This window comes from Nonomuraea marmarensis (assembly GCF_043197025.1).
GTDB lineage: Bacteria > Actinomycetota > Actinomycetes > Streptosporangiales > Streptosporangiaceae > Nonomuraea > Nonomuraea marmarensis.
Genome location: NZ_JBICRM010000024.1, coordinates 17,868 through 32,027, shown reverse-complemented (window position 1 = coordinate 32,027; position 14,160 = coordinate 17,868). Strand labels below are relative to the sequence as shown.

Genomic DNA, 14,160 nt, shown 5'->3' with positions numbered 1-14,160 from the left:
AGTCCCCAGCTTTTCCCGCGCTGCCACAGGTGAGTGGGCGACCTGCGGCACTACCATCTCCGAGACAGGATTCGGTATCGGAACGGTAGGGCATGAACGATCACCGGCTGCCACGCGAGCTGTGCCAGCTGTTCGCCGACGGCGGCAAGGGGCGCAGGCTGTCGGCCGGGCTGCCCCCTGGCGACGTCGTCTGGCCCGATCCCGGCTACAACCGGCAGGGCGAGGCGCCGCGGCCGGCGTTCTGGATGAGCGACGAGCCGGCGGCCGGCGAGGACTGGGCGCGGTTGCGCGAGTGGCACCTGCACAGCGGCCTGTGGCCGGTCCTGCTGGACGAGTCAACGCAACCCTGGGGGATCGGCCAGATCGTGCCGGACGATCCACGCCAGATCGACCACTTCACCGCCGACGGGTTCATGGCCGAGGTGTGGCAGGAGTGGGTGTCGCAGATGCCGCCTGACGGGCTGGCCGAGCTGGAGCCGTACGGCGCGATCTGCCCGGGCCTGGCCGCGCCCGGCGTGCTCAGGGCCGCCCCGGGCGAGGTCGCCGACTGGTACGCGGGCGAGCTGGCGGCCAAGGGCATGCCCCTCGGCCTGGTCGCCGCCGCGAGGGGCGCGGACGCGCTGGCGGTCATGGGCTGGCAGGGCGCGCTGCACCACAACGAGTGGATGGTGCCGATGGCGGCCGTGGTGCGCAGTTGGGAGGACCGGTTCGGGGCGCGGGTGGTGAGCGTCGGGTTCAACACACTGGACCTGAGCGTGGCGGCACCGCCGGTCGAGCCCGAGCACGCGTTACACGTGGCGGCCGAGCACTGGGCGTTCTGCCCGGACAACGTCGTCCAGGGGCCGGGCGATCTGCAGGGCTATGCGCAGCAGATCATCGGCGTGCACGCCTGGTCCTTCTGGTGGGACTGAATCCACCACGGCAGTCGCTTGGAGCGGTCGCGCCGTTCGAGGGCCCGGTCGGCGGGCCGGCCGGACCCTCGATCGCGACCGAGGAGTAATCGGTTTCAAGGAATGCGGGCCACGGCGCCGTAACTGCCCGACGAACTCGGCTGCTCGAAGCAGGCGAGCTCATGGCCATGGGGCCGCCATTCCGGGACCCACACCAATCCCGGATCTACCAGCACCAGACCTTCGAGCAACGCCTCAACCTCCTCCCGGTTGCGAATCGCGTGACCGGGCAGCGTCATCGCCAGCAGGTCGTGAATGGCGGGAAGCAACTCCGGTGGGATTCCGTCGAACGTGGTCTGCAACAGCGACAGGTAGCTCCCTTCGGGCACCGCCTGCCGAATTCGCTTGATCACGTAATGGAAGAACTCGTCGTCGTTCAGGCTGTGAGTCGACAGCAGCAGCACGGCCATGGGCCGGTCCCAGTCAAGGAACGTCTGCACGACCCTGTCGTCGAGCAGGTCGTCGATCTCGCGTACGTCGCCCTCTACAACGCGTACGAGATCGGTGACGGGCTCGATCGTAGCCCGCGCTCCGGCCAGCACCATCGGGTCGCTTTCCACATAAACGACCCGTGCCGCCGAGGCACGCAGGGCGTCCCTGGCAATGTCATGCAACTGCCCGCCGGCCGGCAGGCCGCTGGGGACGCCACTCCCGACGATCACGAACTGATCCACACCCTCGGTCGCCAGGTGACGGACCACACGGCCCAAATATTGGAGCACGGCCCGCGCGGCCGTCGTCGTGATGGGAGCGGCCTGGTCGTAGCGGCGCACTGCGTCTCTGTCCGCCACGAAGTTGTTCTTTCCACCCGCGGCGGCATCGAGAATCCGGGTGATCCTTGCTTGGGTCAGCTCCAGCTTCGCCAGGTTTCGGATGGCACGCTGACGCATTGAGTGTTGCCCCTTTCCCCTCGCCCACTATCTCGGGAAAAGCTGATCCTTTCGGACCCCACTCGATGACCCAGAACATATGATCCTCGTTACCGGGCAGAAGACAACCTGAAAACCTATTAGTTTTCGGTATATATGGGTAACCCCAACTCGCGCATAATGATCATTTACTAGGGAAAGAGATCACTTTCCGAGCGAACGCGAAAGCTTTTCGCGATGGTAATTCAACACCTCGAAGGTCTCTTCGCGCGTGGTCGTCGTCACGGACAACTTCGTGAACGCCTGGTGGTACGCCTCCACCGCGGCGGTGTCGGTGACCAGCTCCTCCGACTCGATCCCGTGGGCGCACGCGATGTCCGGCTCGAACGCCTCGGCGAAGCGCCAGAGCGTGAACGGGCCGGTGCGCGGCACGTAGGCGGGGTCGTCCATCGGCACGACGTGCAGTGAGATGTTGGGCCGCTTGGCGTGCTCGATCAGCATGTCGAGCTGGCGGAGCTGGACGTGCTGCCCGACGATCGAGCGCATCAGCACGCTCTCGTCGATCACCGCCCACACCACGATCCCGCTGTCGCGGGCCACGGCCTCCTGGCGGGCCAGCACGAGAGCCAGCGCCTCCTCCACCGTCGATTGCCCGAGGGTCGCGGGCCCGGCCACGGTGACGGCGGCTCTGGCGTATTCCTCGGTCTGCAGCAGCGGCGGGACGAACTGGTTGTGGTAGGTGCGGATCACCGTGGCCCGTTGTTCGAGCGCGTAGGTGGTGGCCAGCCAGACGGGCACCGACTGCGCGTCGTACCAGGCGGCCTGGCGCTCGCCCCTGGCCAGCGACAACACGTATTCGCGGATGGGCGGAGCGGCGACGCCGTAGACGGTGAGCAGGCGTTCGACGGTGATGGGCGCGGGGGCGATCCGGCCCTCCTCGATGGCGGGGATCGCGGCCGCTCCCCTGCCGACCGCCGTCTCCACCTGCTCGACGGAGAGCTGGACGGCCAGGCGCAGGCCGTGCAGCCGCTTGCCGAGCGCCCTGCGCTGCGGCCCGCTCAGCGGCGCGGCCGCCTCCGGGATGTCGGCGGTGGGCTCAGGCTCGTCGGGCAGGCCCTCGGCCTTGCGGGCGAGCTCGACCACGCCGCGCAGGACGGCCAGCGAGCCCTCCGACAACCCCGACGCGGAAAGGCCGATGGTGGCCGCCCGCAACTGCAGGTCCTCCACGGCGCCCGACTCGAGGTGGTCGTCGCCGACCAGCCAGCCCACGCTCACCTGGAGGCACGAGGCCAGCGCCCGCAGCACCTGGAGCGTCGGATTGGTCTGCTTGCCGGTGCGCAACTGGCTGACGTAGGCGCGGGTGATGGGGATGCCCGCCTCCGTCAGCGTGGAGGCGACCTGCGCGCCGGTGAAACCGCGCTTGGTCAGCGCGAGATCGAGCCGCTCGGCGAAGTTCGCCACGGCACACCTCCTACCGCCCGTGAACTTTTCCAGCGTAAGGGACGCCTGGCCCCACTGTCCCCTGCCATGCGGGCAAGCTCTGCCACGCGGGTAGGTATCAACTTATGCGCAAACTGTCAGTTGACATAGCCCCGCTCATAAGCGGACTATCGGAGCGCGTGGTAACTGAGGCTTAACAGCCAGGCGGTTCTGGAGAGTTCCTCGACGAGGAGGTGGCCGGACATGACGACCATGGATCCCTCGGGTGGTTCCTGGTTCCTTGATGATCCGGCCTCCCCTGGACAGGAGCAAGTGGTCCAGCGCATCTGCGCGCGTGTGGCCGGGCCCGAGGTCGGGGCCGGCGTACAGGTCGCGAGCCTGCCGCTCGGCGGTGTCCAGGTCTGGCTGGACAGCCCCCGTCATCGTTGGCGCTTCTATCACCGGATGGCCCGCGAGCTGCGGCTGGCCGGATGGCACACGGAGACGGGACCTGATCGGCTGCTGTTGCTCGGGTGGAGTGCGGTCTGCCTGAGCCATCGCGCTCGCATGCTGAGTGCGGCCCTGGCGGGACGGCTGGCCGACTTCGACAAGACGGCCTTCATGGCCGTCATGATCGCCACCCGGCTAGGTCACGAGGGGTTCCCGGTCGAGGAACTTCCAGCCGAGGTGGAAGCTCGCTGCGGCGACGCGTTGCGCTGGCCCGCCCGGCTGGCCGATCTCGACGGCCTCGAACGCAGGTCGTCACTCGAGCCGCTGAGGCTCAGACTGGCCCAGGTGGCCGGGCTGGAGGCCAAGGTGAGCCGTCGCTGCGGCGAGCACCTCGCGCTCGCCTCGAAGGTCGCGCGTACGGTGGCCGGTGGTGCGGGACCGGTCCCATCACGCGCATCCGCGTCGCGAGTGTCACCAAGGGCCGGGCTGACGGAGCGTATGGTCTGCGTCAGCGTGCCCAACGTGGCCATGAGCACTGGGACGGCGCGATGACGCCGATACCCGTTCTTCTCCCCTGCTGCCTGGGCGCGGCGGCGGTCATCACGGCCGCGTCCTGGCAGCTCCTGTCAGGAGGGTTGCTGACTCGGCGCATCGGCGCCGCATTGATGTTCCCCGCCTCGCTCGCGCCGCTCCTCGGCGCGCTGCCCGCGAGCCGCAGGGCTCGGGGCGTCGCGCTGTGCTGCGCGTGCGCCGGCGGCGGAATGCTGGCGTTGCCATCAACTGGCGGGTGGCTGCCGGCCGAGTACGGCTGGCGCGCCCTGTTCGTCCCCTGCGCGGGACTGGTGGCAGCGCTGTTGCCGCTGGCCCCGGCGCTTCCCCACCCCCCCGGCACCGTGCGTCACGTGCCCGACAATGTCGGCGCGGTGCCGTCGGCCGGCACGGTAGCGGCTGGCGTGCCGGCCAACTCGAGGGGTAGCGCCTGGGGCTGGCTTAGCCCGCGTTCGCCGAGCTTCGCGGACGCGGTACTGATGGCCATGATCGTGCCGATCGTGGCCGCCCCCCTGGCCGGCCGGCGCATCGGCCGCCACGGGGTCGTCTATGGCGGGGGCCCCGGCGGCGGCGGCGCGATCGGCACTGTCAGCACGGGGGGTGATGCTGGGCGGTGCGATCGGCGTGACGGGCGCCACGGTGCTGATCGACCGGCCGTTCCCGGAGGGGCCGGTGCCCGGGCACTCCTCCGTGCTGGTGGCCATTCCGCTGGCCGCCGTCTTGCTCGCCGCCACGGCGCTGGTGCGGGTCGCCGGGGCGTCGAGCCGTTGGACCGAACCTCGATCTCAACGCGCGGCGGAAGAGGGGCCGGCGATGCTCCGCCGGCCTCTCGCCCAGCCGCGCGACATCCAATGCGCGCCTCCGGCACGACCGTATTTCAGCAGCAGCGAGACCAGCTGCGCCGTGTCCCCGACCAGTGTCATCAACCCGCTATTGAGCAGGAGTGAGCATGCTCACCGAAGAAGTGCGCAGGTCACAACCACACGAAGTGCACGCACGGGGCGTACGGCCCGGTGCGCCGCAACCGTCCTGGGGCGAGGACCAGGACGGCCCCCCGCCTCCAGCGGAATCGGCGCGCACCGTGCACCGGCTGCGCCGCATCCGGAAGGTGTCCGTGCAGCCCATCACCGAGATCGACCGGGCGCCCCGGCACCGCGTCTCCTGAACCCCTGGTGTCTCCTGAACCCCGCCATCCCTCGCAGGAGGAGATCCATGCGCACCGTCCTCGCACCCGCACGTAACGGGGGTGTGCTGTGAACCGCGGCAGGGTGGGCGTGATCGTGGCGCCCGCCAACCCGTCCGCGGAGCCCGAACTGACCCGGCTGCTTGGGTCACGCGCCGACATGCACGTCACCCGCTTCCCCGTACGGTCCGGACTGACCCTGGCCGAACGGCTCGAGAGCTACAACGAGGCCCTGCCCGACATGGTCTCGGCGTTCGACGGCCTGCCGCTGAGCGCGATGGTCATGGCCTGCAGCGAGCCCCGCTACCTGATCGGCCCCGACGAGGACCGCGACCAGTGCGCCGAGCTGACCACCGCCGCCGGGGTGCCGTTCGCCTCGGCCACGCTGGCCACGCGCGAGGCCATGGAGCACATCGGGGTGGGCGACATCGTCCTGGTCTCGCCGTACCAGCCGTGGTTGACGGAGCTGGCCGAGCGGTTCTGGAAGACCGCGGGCCTGAACGTCACCCAGGTGGTGCAGGTACGCGCGAAGGACGGCTACTCCTCGTACGCGGTCACCCCCGCCGAGCTGATCAGCCAGGTCGAGCTGGCGGAGCTGCCGGGGGACGCGGTGCTGCTGTTCACCGGCACCGGCATGAACACGCTGCCCGTGCTCAGGCCGCTCAGCACCGGCAACGACCGTGTCCTGCTGACCTCGAACCTCTGCACCGCCTGGTGGGCCCTGTCCAGGGCCGTCGGCCGGCACGTGACGCTCAGCCCTGTGCCCTACCGCCGGCATATGGCGGCTCCCAGGGTGGGAGGCGTGGCATGAACGGCGTCATCGTGGTCGGAGCGGGACCCGCGGGGCTGACCGCGGCGCTCTCGCTGGCCAGGGCCGGGATCCCGGTCACCGTGCTGGAGCGCGAGAAAGAGCTCAGCAGGCAGACGCGGGCATGCACCTTCCACCCGGCCACCCTCGACCTGCTCGACGACCTCGGCGTGGCCTCCAGGCTCGTCGCCAAGGGCCGCGTCGTCGACCGCGTGCAGTGGCGCGACCGGTCCGGGATCGTGCTGGCCGAGATGGGCATGAACCGGCTGGACGGCCTGACCAAGCATCCGTTCAGGATCCACGCCGACCAGGCTTCGCTCACCCCGCTGCTGCTCGCCGCCCTGAACGTCTACCCCAACGTGGACGTGCGGTTCGGCACCCACGTGGACGGCGTGGCAGAGGGCGGCACAGGGATCCGGGTCCGCGTCGGCCACACCTGGACGCGGGCCCGGTACATGATCGCCGCCGACGGCGCGCACAGCACGGTACGGGGCTCGCTCGGGCTGCCGTTCCCCAGGTCCGCGTATCCGACGCAGGCGTTACGGGTGTTCACCGACTCGCCGCTCGACCGGTTGCTGCCGAGCATGGCGCCGCTGACGTACGTACGGGATGTGCAGCAGTCGTGCACCCTGCTCGCGCTGCCCGACCACTGGCGGATCATCTTCAAGATCCCCTGCGACGCGCACGAGCCGCTGTCGCCGCCGAACCTGTCCCTGCTGGTCCGCCGGGCCCTGCCGGGGGCCAGCGAGCCCATCCACGTGACGGGCGCCGACAGGTTCGGGCTGTCCAGGGGGGTGCTGACGTCGTACAGGTGCGGGCGGGTGTTGTTCGTAGGCGACGCCGCGCACCTGACCTCCACGGTCGGCGGGCTCAACATGAACGCCGGCATCCACGACGCCGTCGAGGTCGGGCAGGTGATCGCGGCCGTGATCGGCGGCTTCGCCCCGCCCGCCGCGCTGGAGGCGTGGGCCTGGCGGCGGCGTTCGGTGCTGCTGCAACGGGTGATCCCGCGCGGCGAGACGCGGCTCGCGGGCGTGCGCGAGCGCGACAGCGCCAGGCTGGCGGCGGCCATGGCCGGGCTGCGGGCCATCGCCGGCGACCCCGACGCGACCCGGGCCTACCTGGCCCAGGCCTCGCTGCTGGACACCGTGCCTGGAAAGACCTGACCTGCCGCCGCTGTGACGGTAGTCGATCGGAGGAGGTGACACTGGATGTGGCGAACCCTGTCTGACGACGCTCGCCAAGCCATTCGCGACCTGTGCGACAAGCACGGAGCCCGCCTCTACGACTACTGTCGCACCGAGCTCGCCGCGGGCGACGCCGAGCAGGCGGTCGCCGGCGCCATGCTGACGGCGCACCTGTACGCGGAGCGCGTGCTGGATCCCGCCCTGCGGCGACCCTGGCTCTACGCGGTGGCCCGCGCGCACCGCGCGGTCGTCGCCAAGCCCGCGAGCATCGGCTCGTGGTCGCGCCCCGGCCGGATGTCGGAGCTGCTGCCCGAGGCGCTGCTGTCCCTGGAACGCGCGCAACGCGAGCTCCTCGACCTGTCCGTACGGCACGGCCTGGCCGACGCCGAGCTCGCCGCGATCTTCGAGCTGGGCCAGGCCGAGGTGCGGACCATCGTGACCCAGGCCGCCGCGGGCCTGGAGGAATGGTTCGCCGCGATCATCGCCGCGCGGGCCCGCGACGGCTGCCCCGATCTGACGGCGCGGATGGCCGAGTGGGTCAGGGCTCCCGGCAGGCGGGCCAGGGCCAGGATCGGCCGTCACATCCAATCGTGTGCTACCTGCCGGGCGGCGCCCAGGACCATGACGGCGGGCGCGTTGTTGCGCCGCCTGCCGATCACGGCGCTGCCCGGCACGCTTCCCAACCGGCTGGCGTTGGCGCAGCCGCTGCCTGGCGAGGGACCTCTCTGGCGGGCGGACGGCTTCCCTGTGCAGGCCCGCACACTGGTGGAGGCCGGCCCAGTGGAGACCAGCACTGGGCCCGTTCCACCGGTCGCCGACGCCACGCCCTCCGCCCCGGTCGCCGACCCCACGACGGCGACCTCGGGAAAGCCCTGGTCGGCGGCGGGCGCGGCTGCCGCCGACCAGGAGCATCCCCCGGCTCCCGCGGTACGCGGGCGGCATCCGTTCACGCCGCCCAGCCGTACCCGGGCCTTCCGCGGGGGCTCCTCCGGCGACAAGCTCGTCTACAGCGCCGCCGTCAAGGGCGAGAGCAACGGCTCGCAGAGCCATGGGGCGATCATCCGCTACGGCGGGATCACCCTGACCGGCCTCGACCAGCTGCCGGGCGAGGACACCGTGCAGGAGTTCTGGCGCGACCGGCCCGACGACGACGATCCCGACGCCGGGGCGCCGATCAGGGCCGTGGCCAGGCTCGGGCTGATCGTGGGTGTCGGGCTGCTGGTGGCGGGCCTGGTCTGGGCCATCGTGAACGCCCGCCAGCACCCGGCCACGATCACCAAGGCCGCCGCGGAGACGAGCGTGGAGCCGTCGCGGTGGGTGGGCAAGGTCGTGGCCGCCGCCGGATCCGGCCTGGAGAGCGTGGCCAAGAAGGTCGATCTGCCGAAGCCCGCGCCGCCGGTGGCGAAGGTGTCGCCGTCGTCGTTGTCGCTGGGCTCGGGGCGTACCGGGTCGTTCTCGTTGTCGTGCACCGGGCGGTGCGAGATCACCTCGGCCACCGGCACGGACGGCATCGCGGTGTCCGGCACATCTTTCAGGGTGAGCGCGCCCGTCTCGCGGAGCGGCTGCGCCGCGCGCGTGGAGCGCGGGAAGATCACCGTTCGGTGGGCGGGCAAGGCGACCGGCGACGGGGCCCGCACCGGCGGGACCACGCTCGGGAAGGGCACCCTGACCATGAGCGTGGCCTGGACGGTCGCCGCGGACAGGGGCGCGCGGATGCTCGACGCGCAGCGCGGCGTCTACTGGAGCAACTGCGGGTAGGGGCCCCGGGCTGAGCCCGAGACCCCTTTCGCTGCTAGAAGAACTGGAACTCCGGCTCGGGCTCGGGCAGGTCGAGCCGCTCAGGTCCGCGGAACCTGGCCGTGTCCTTCGGTACGTCGGCCAGCGGCGTCCCGAGCACGAACGGTACGGTGACGCTGGACTTGACCAGGTCGATGGTCACGTTCGCGCCGGTGCCGGACTCCTCGCTGTAGGTGGAGTCGGTGCCCGCCACCACGAGGCCGATCCGGTGGCCCTTTCTGAACGTGTAGTCCTGCGGCAACGTCAGCCACTTGACCGTGCCGTACGTGCCGACCGGCAGCGGCTTGGCCTGGCTGAGCGAGTCGCGGTTCTGCACGTCGATCCAGCCGCGGGCGACGATCTCGAGCGGGCGGGTGGCCACGTTCGTGACGACCTTCTTGTAGCAGGCGTCGTCGGCCGTGGTGCTCTCTCCGTGGCAGTCCTCCTCGGTGAGGGTGGTGATGCCCTGGCCGCGCCGCCAGTCGACGCGGGTCGCCTCGCCGAAGTCGACGAGCAGGGCCGTCAGGTTGGAGGTGGGTTTGTCCAGCTTGACCCGCAGGTCGGCGGTGGGCGTGCCGGACAGGCGCAGGTCGAGCGGGAGCTCGCCCGTGGTGAACGCCACCCGGCCCGGATTGGCCGTGCCGATGTCGGCCGTCATGTCGTTCTCGCTCATGCGCAGGTCGGTGAAGGAGGCGGTGCTGTTCTTCTTCGCGGGCTTGAGCCCGAGCGAGCCGTCTGCCGCGGGGCGCAGCGACGCCTTGAGCGCGAACGGCGCCGGCCAGTCGCGCTGGGTGGCCCACTGCGCCGGGCCGACCTCGACGTCCGCGCGGGGCTCGTGGGTGATCCCGTTGCGTACGCCGAGCAGCCAGTAGTCGAACCAGCGGTGCAGGGTGTCCACCCACAGGTCCCTGCGGCCCTGGAAGTCGAACGGGTCCACGTGCTGGGTCTGGCCGACCCAGATCTTGCGCGGCACGTTCCGGTCGGCCAGGGCCTTCCACCAGGTGGAGAAGTTGTCCGGCTTGACGTTGAGGTCGTTGACGGTGTGCACGACGAAGACGCTGGCCTTGACCTTGGAGACGTCACCGAGCAGGCCGGCGATGTAGTCGCGTTCGGCCCAGAACGGGTTGAAGCTGCCGGTGTCGTCGCCGTCCTCGGCGTCCATCTTGTCGCGGACCTGCTGGCACTTGGGCTCGGGATCGGTGTCCACGTAGTTGGCCAGCCAGGAGGCGTAGTCGTAGTTGTAGATCACGCCGTTCGAGCGCTGGTACTTGTACCAGGAGCTGATCGCCGAGATCGGCACGATCGTCTTCAGGCCCTCCACACCGGTGGCGGCCACGGCGTTGGCCAGGGTGCCGTCGTACGACTTGCCGATCATGGCGGACTTGCCGGTGGTCCAGTCGGCCACCGCCGGGGTGCCGTCGTCCTTGACCGCCTTGGCCCGGCCGTTCAGCCAGTCGATGACCGCCTTGCCGCCCAGCACGTCGGCCTTGCCGCCGATGTCCGGGCAACCTTCTGACCTGGTGGTGCCCAGCATGTCGACGTTGAGGACGGCGTAGCCGCGGGGGACGAAGTAGTTGTCATAGAAAAGCGGAAATTTCGTGACATTTCCGGCTGCGTCGTAAATTTTGCGCTCTGACTCGTTGCCGCGGCCCGAGTTGTCGTAGTACGGGCTCTCATCGATGATCACCGGCACCTTGAGCCCCGGGCCGGACTCCTTGGGCCTGATGATGTCCACGCGTACCTTGTCGAGCTTGCCGTCCAGGTCGCTGTCGACGGTCGACTCGACGTACACGTGCTCGCGGATGGCGTCCGCGTAGGAGAAGACCGGCTGCGTACGATCGTTCTCGATCTTGATGGTGGGTCCGGCCGTGGCCTGGGCCGGAGTCGCGATCGCCAGGGTGAGGGCGATCGCGATGAGGGTCGGGCGTAATTGTGACACGCGTGACCTCCGTGACATTTGTCGGAATAAGGGGAAATCTCTCAGACCGTCCGCAAGCTGGCAAGATCCGAGGCATGCATGTTCACGACCGAGTCAGGGGCTGCCTCCTCGGCGGCGCGATCGGCGACGCACTGCGCGCGGCCGTGGCGCCGGCGGCGGACGGCGCGCACTCGCCGGAGAAGGCCGAGTCGCTGGGCGGCGCGTGGGTGGCCGCCGAACTGGCTTGACCGCCTGCCGGAGATCACGTTCCAGCGCCCGGCAGCGTCTAGGGTGGATGTCCACCAGCCGATGAGAAGAGGGCACATGCGAAACGTCGCTCGGACCTCGCTCGTGGACGCCGCCATCGCCGAGCTCCGCCGGGAGATCGCCAACGGGGTGTGGCCGGTCGGCACGAAGATCCCGTCCGAGAGCCAGCTGGCGCAGAGCCTGGGCATGAGCAGGCTGTCCGTACGCGAGGCGGTACGCGTCCTGGCCCACGCCGGGCTGCTGCACACCCGGCAGGGCGACGGCACGTACGTGACCGCCACCGACGAGTCCAGGGTCGCCCTGCGCCGCCGGCTCGACACGGCGGCGGCCATGGACATCATCGACGTACGCCGCGGGCTCGATCTGGTGGCCGCCAGGCTGGCGGCGGGCAGGCGCACCGAGGAGGACCTGGCCGCGATGCGGGTGACCCTGGCCCGCAGGGACGCGGCCGGGCGGGCGGGCGACCTCGACGGGTTCGCGGACGCGGATGTCGACTTTCACCTGCTGGTGGCGGACTCGGCGCACAACCCGCTGCTCGGCGACCTCTACCGCAGCATGAGCGACGCGTTGCGCGACAGCGTCAGGGACCAGGAGCAGGCGGCGCTGCATCCGGACAGCTCGCACGACGACCTGCTGCGCGCGATCGAGGACGGCGACGCGGCCAGGGCGGTCGCGGTCTCCGTCGCCATCCTGGACCAGCAGACCCGCCAACTGTGACGGCTCAGGGCGGCGGCCTTGGCCCCCGAGTGCACTACCCGGAAATGACGATTGTGTCCGCCGACTCGTCCACCGGCGGATCCGGCTCGTCCTTCCTCCGACGCGGCAGGCGTACCAGGCCACGCGAGCTCATCAGCCCCAGCAGGGCGGACCAGCGCAGGGCCGCCGCCGCGAGCAGCGCGCCACCGGCGGCGGCGATCAGCAGCGTGTACGCCGGAAGGCCACCAGAATCCTGCCCGGCACCCCGCACCAAGTTCCCGGCCCCGGCTTGCGTCCCAGCCCCGGTGTCAGACTCGGTCCCGGACTCCTGACCTTGTGCCGTCTCACTCTGCGGCGAGGCCGAGGGCACGGCTTTGCCCGGTGGGAAACCGGGTGGGCGGACGGCGCCCCAATAGTCCTGGCCACCCGCCAGGGAGCCCGCGACCATGTCCGGTGACACCGGATTCACCTTGAGAGCGCGTGGGACGGTGAGCGTGCAGTTACGCGGCGGGGTTTCGAGCGCGTCCCAAAATGTGGGCCATTGACGGTGTCGACGGAACGGGTTTGAACGGGAAGCGTTCACACTCCTCGATCACCAGCCCGCTCTCCCTGATGACCCGCTCGGTGTCCCGGTTGGGCCGGCACCCGCCGGCCACCAGCGACCACAACGGCGTCACGAGATCCTGCAGCAGCCCCACCACCCGGCTCCCCGACCGCACGTGCTCGTAGAACCGCAGTTCCCCACCGGCCCTGACCACCCGCCGTACCTCGGCCAGAGCCGCCCGCTGGTCCGGCACCGAACAGAGCACCAACGACACCACCGCGGCATCGAACCCGCCGTCCTCGACGGGCAAGGCCCCGGCGTGCCCGGCCACCACCCGTACGGGCACCGTCACCCCACCCGCGGCCCGCTCCGCCAGCGCCCGCAGCCGGTCCTCCGGCTCGACGGCGACGACCTCGCGCACCTCGGGAGGGTAGTGCGCGAAGTTCATCCCGTTCCCGGCGCCGATCTCCACCACCCGCCCGGCCAGCCCCGCCAGCAACCGCCGCCGGTGCTCGGCCGTCCCCCACCGCTCGGACTCCACACTCAGCCGCTCGTACATCCGCGCGAAGCGCGGATGCTGGAACTGCGAAAGGTCCTGCATGTCTCCAGGCTAGATCCCGGCAACGAGGTACGGCGGCACAACCTCCCTACGACCTCAAGAGCCGGGCGATGGCGTCAGCCGCCTCCTTGACCACGGCCTCGGCCACGCGGTGCGCCATGTGCTGCGCACTCATCGCAGCCGAAACCCGGGTCAGGAAGATCTCAGGAAGCCTTGTTGCTCATGAGCTCCGAGATCTTCCACTCGCCGCCGTCCTGCATCAGCACGAACAGCTCGCGGTAGTTGTCGTTCCCCTGCTTGCTCGTCGCGCGGACGACGGCGTCCTCCTCCCCCAGCATCCGCGCGTCCTCGATGGTGTGCGTGGCCTGCGCCTGCTGGTTCCCCTGGAGCTGGCCCTGGTACAGGGTGCGGATCGCCTGGGTGCCCTTCGCCGTGGCCTTCCCGGCCAGCTCGACCACCGCGCTGTCGGAGAAGGAGTTGGCGACCTGGTCCACGTTCCCCGACTTGAGCGCGGTGAAGTAGCCCTGGACGACCCCGCGCGCCCCGCCCACGCCGGTCTCCATCGGCGACGCGGTGCCCGACGGAGATTCGCCCGTGTCGGTCTCCTCGGGCTCCATGGAGCCCGTGTCCGTGGGCGTCGCCGGGCTCGCCGCCCCCTTCATCGCTTGCGTGTCGCTCCCCGCGGAGCAGCCCGCGACTAGGACGACGGGGATGATCGCGGCCAGCAGGAGTGCCCTGCGCTGAGAAATCTTGCTCATGGCCGCTTTGATGCCCGCCCCAGTGATGATCGAATGCGCGGTTTAGGCACTCCGCACGACGCCTTTACCTCGTCCAGGTATTACTCACAGTAACGGTTCACCGGATTTGGAGAGACCGTTCAGAGCTTCGATCGTTGCCGACCCGAGACCAGCGCGCGAGGCGCCGGAGATAGCGTCCGTCCAGTGCCGCGAACACAGCCGAATACCGAGTCCCTGCCTCAGCGCGA

General features: G+C 70.2%; 14 protein-coding genes. 8 read left to right on the top strand and 6 right to left on the bottom strand.

The genetic code is table 11. The annotated features are described in order from the left end of the window. Positions 1–92 precede the first annotated feature (92 nt). Complete coding sequence (locus ACFLIM_RS32250; RefSeq protein ID WP_393171933.1) at positions 93–911, top strand: DUF4253 domain-containing protein; 819 nt, start codon at positions 93–95, stop codon at positions 909–911. Between the two features lie 95 nt (positions 912–1,006). On the opposite strand, the gene ACFLIM_RS32245 is transcribed toward ACFLIM_RS32250, so the two are convergent. Further along, entirely contained in the window at positions 1,007–1,840 is an 834-nt protein-coding gene (locus ACFLIM_RS32245; RefSeq protein ID WP_393171931.1) for an SAM-dependent methyltransferase, read from the bottom strand. A gap of 183 nt (positions 1,841–2,023) precedes the next feature. Next, positions 2,024–3,280, bottom strand: a complete 1,257-nt coding sequence (locus tag ACFLIM_RS32240; RefSeq protein ID WP_393171929.1) for a Scr1 family TA system antitoxin-like transcriptional regulator — start codon at positions 3,278–3,280, stop codon at positions 2,024–2,026. Between the two features lie 222 nt (positions 3,281–3,502). Between ACFLIM_RS32240 and ACFLIM_RS32235 the strand changes: the two genes are divergently transcribed. The 5 genes from ACFLIM_RS32235 (at position 3,503) to ACFLIM_RS32215 (ending at position 9,173) form a co-directional block, all read left to right on the top strand. Next, entirely contained in the window at positions 3,503–4,240 is a 738-nt protein-coding gene (locus ACFLIM_RS32235; RefSeq protein ID WP_393171927.1) for a hypothetical protein, read from the top strand. Between the two features lie 946 nt (positions 4,241–5,186). Next, the gene (locus ACFLIM_RS32230; protein ID WP_393171925.1) at positions 5,187–5,402 is read left to right on the top strand and encodes a hypothetical protein; all 216 of its coding nucleotides are present in this window, start codon (positions 5,187–5,189) and stop codon (positions 5,400–5,402) included. Positions 5,403–5,490: 88 nt separating this feature from the next. Continuing rightward, entirely contained in the window at positions 5,491–6,231 is a 741-nt protein-coding gene (locus ACFLIM_RS32225) for a maleate cis-trans isomerase family protein (RefSeq protein WP_393171923.1), read from the top strand. Beyond that, the gene (locus tag ACFLIM_RS32220) at positions 6,228–7,394 is read left to right on the top strand and encodes an FAD-dependent oxidoreductase (protein ID WP_393171921.1); all 1,167 of its coding nucleotides are present in this window, start codon (positions 6,228–6,230) and stop codon (positions 7,392–7,394) included. Before ACFLIM_RS32225 ends, ACFLIM_RS32220 begins: the two co-directional genes overlap by 4 nt. Before the next feature lie 45 nt (positions 7,395–7,439). Next, positions 7,440–9,173: an RNA polymerase sigma factor gene (locus tag ACFLIM_RS32215; protein WP_393171919.1), complete on the top strand. Its 1,734-nt coding sequence runs from the start codon at positions 7,440–7,442 to the stop codon at positions 9,171–9,173. 34 nt (positions 9,174–9,207) lie between these two features. On the opposite strand, the gene ACFLIM_RS32210 is transcribed toward ACFLIM_RS32215, so the two are convergent. After that, positions 9,208–11,130: a Xaa-Pro dipeptidyl-peptidase gene (locus ACFLIM_RS32210; protein WP_393171917.1), complete on the bottom strand. Its 1,923-nt coding sequence runs from the start codon at positions 11,128–11,130 to the stop codon at positions 9,208–9,210. A gap of 74 nt (positions 11,131–11,204) precedes the next feature. Here ACFLIM_RS32210 and ACFLIM_RS32205 point away from each other — a divergent pair, with 74 nt between their 5' ends. Together ACFLIM_RS32205 and ACFLIM_RS32200 are read left to right on the top strand one after the other, a co-directional pair. Then, positions 11,205–11,357 (top strand): hypothetical protein, encoded by a 153-nt coding sequence (locus ACFLIM_RS32205; protein ID WP_393171915.1) that lies wholly within the window; start codon positions 11,205–11,207, stop codon positions 11,355–11,357. A gap of 76 nt (positions 11,358–11,433) precedes the next feature. Then, on the top strand, positions 11,434–12,093 hold the full coding sequence (locus ACFLIM_RS32200; protein WP_393171913.1) for a FadR/GntR family transcriptional regulator: 660 nt from the start codon (positions 11,434–11,436) through the stop codon (positions 12,091–12,093). Positions 12,094–12,127: 34 nt separating this feature from the next. On the opposite strand, the gene ACFLIM_RS32195 is transcribed toward ACFLIM_RS32200, so the two are convergent. From ACFLIM_RS32195 to ACFLIM_RS32185, 3 genes are all read right to left on the bottom strand, one after another. Then, positions 12,128–12,532 carry a hypothetical protein gene (locus ACFLIM_RS32195; RefSeq protein WP_393171911.1) on the bottom strand — a complete coding sequence of 135 codons (405 nt, stop codon included), beginning with the start codon at positions 12,530–12,532 and terminating at the stop codon, positions 12,128–12,130. Between the two features lie 40 nt (positions 12,533–12,572). Then, entirely contained in the window at positions 12,573–13,217 is a 645-nt protein-coding gene (locus ACFLIM_RS32190; RefSeq protein WP_393171909.1) for a class I SAM-dependent methyltransferase, read from the bottom strand. Positions 13,218–13,378: 161 nt separating this feature from the next. Next, complete coding sequence (locus tag ACFLIM_RS32185) at positions 13,379–13,933, bottom strand: YybH family protein (protein WP_393171908.1); 555 nt, start codon at positions 13,931–13,933, stop codon at positions 13,379–13,381. Positions 13,934–14,160 lie beyond the last annotated feature (227 nt).

Bases quoted from the DNA above. Each gene is read 5' to 3' on its own strand.
- ACFLIM_RS32185 (WP_393171908.1), bottom strand. From the start codon at position 13,933: ATGAGCAAGATTTCTCAGCGCAGGGCACTCCTGCTGGCCGCGATCATC.
- ACFLIM_RS32235 (WP_393171927.1), top strand. From the start codon at position 3,503: ATGACGACCATGGATCCCTCGGGTGGTTCCTGGTTCCTTGATGATCCG.
- ACFLIM_RS32205 (WP_393171915.1), top strand. From the start codon at position 11,205: ATGCATGTTCACGACCGAGTCAGGGGCTGCCTCCTCGGCGGCGCGATC.
- ACFLIM_RS32230 (WP_393171925.1), top strand. From the start codon at position 5,187: ATGCTCACCGAAGAAGTGCGCAGGTCACAACCACACGAAGTGCACGCA.
- ACFLIM_RS32245 (WP_393171931.1), bottom strand. From the start codon at position 1,840: ATGCGTCAGCGTGCCATCCGAAACCTGGCGAAGCTGGAGCTGACCCAA.
- ACFLIM_RS32200 (WP_393171913.1), top strand. From the start codon at position 11,434: ATGCGAAACGTCGCTCGGACCTCGCTCGTGGACGCCGCCATCGCCGAG.
- ACFLIM_RS32190 (WP_393171909.1), bottom strand. From the start codon at position 13,217: ATGCAGGACCTTTCGCAGTTCCAGCATCCGCGCTTCGCGCGGATGTAC.
- ACFLIM_RS32220 (WP_393171921.1), top strand. From the start codon at position 6,228: ATGAACGGCGTCATCGTGGTCGGAGCGGGACCCGCGGGGCTGACCGCG.
- ACFLIM_RS32215 (WP_393171919.1), top strand. From the start codon at position 7,440: ATGTGGCGAACCCTGTCTGACGACGCTCGCCAAGCCATTCGCGACCTG.
- ACFLIM_RS32250 (WP_393171933.1), top strand. From the start codon at position 93: ATGAACGATCACCGGCTGCCACGCGAGCTGTGCCAGCTGTTCGCCGAC.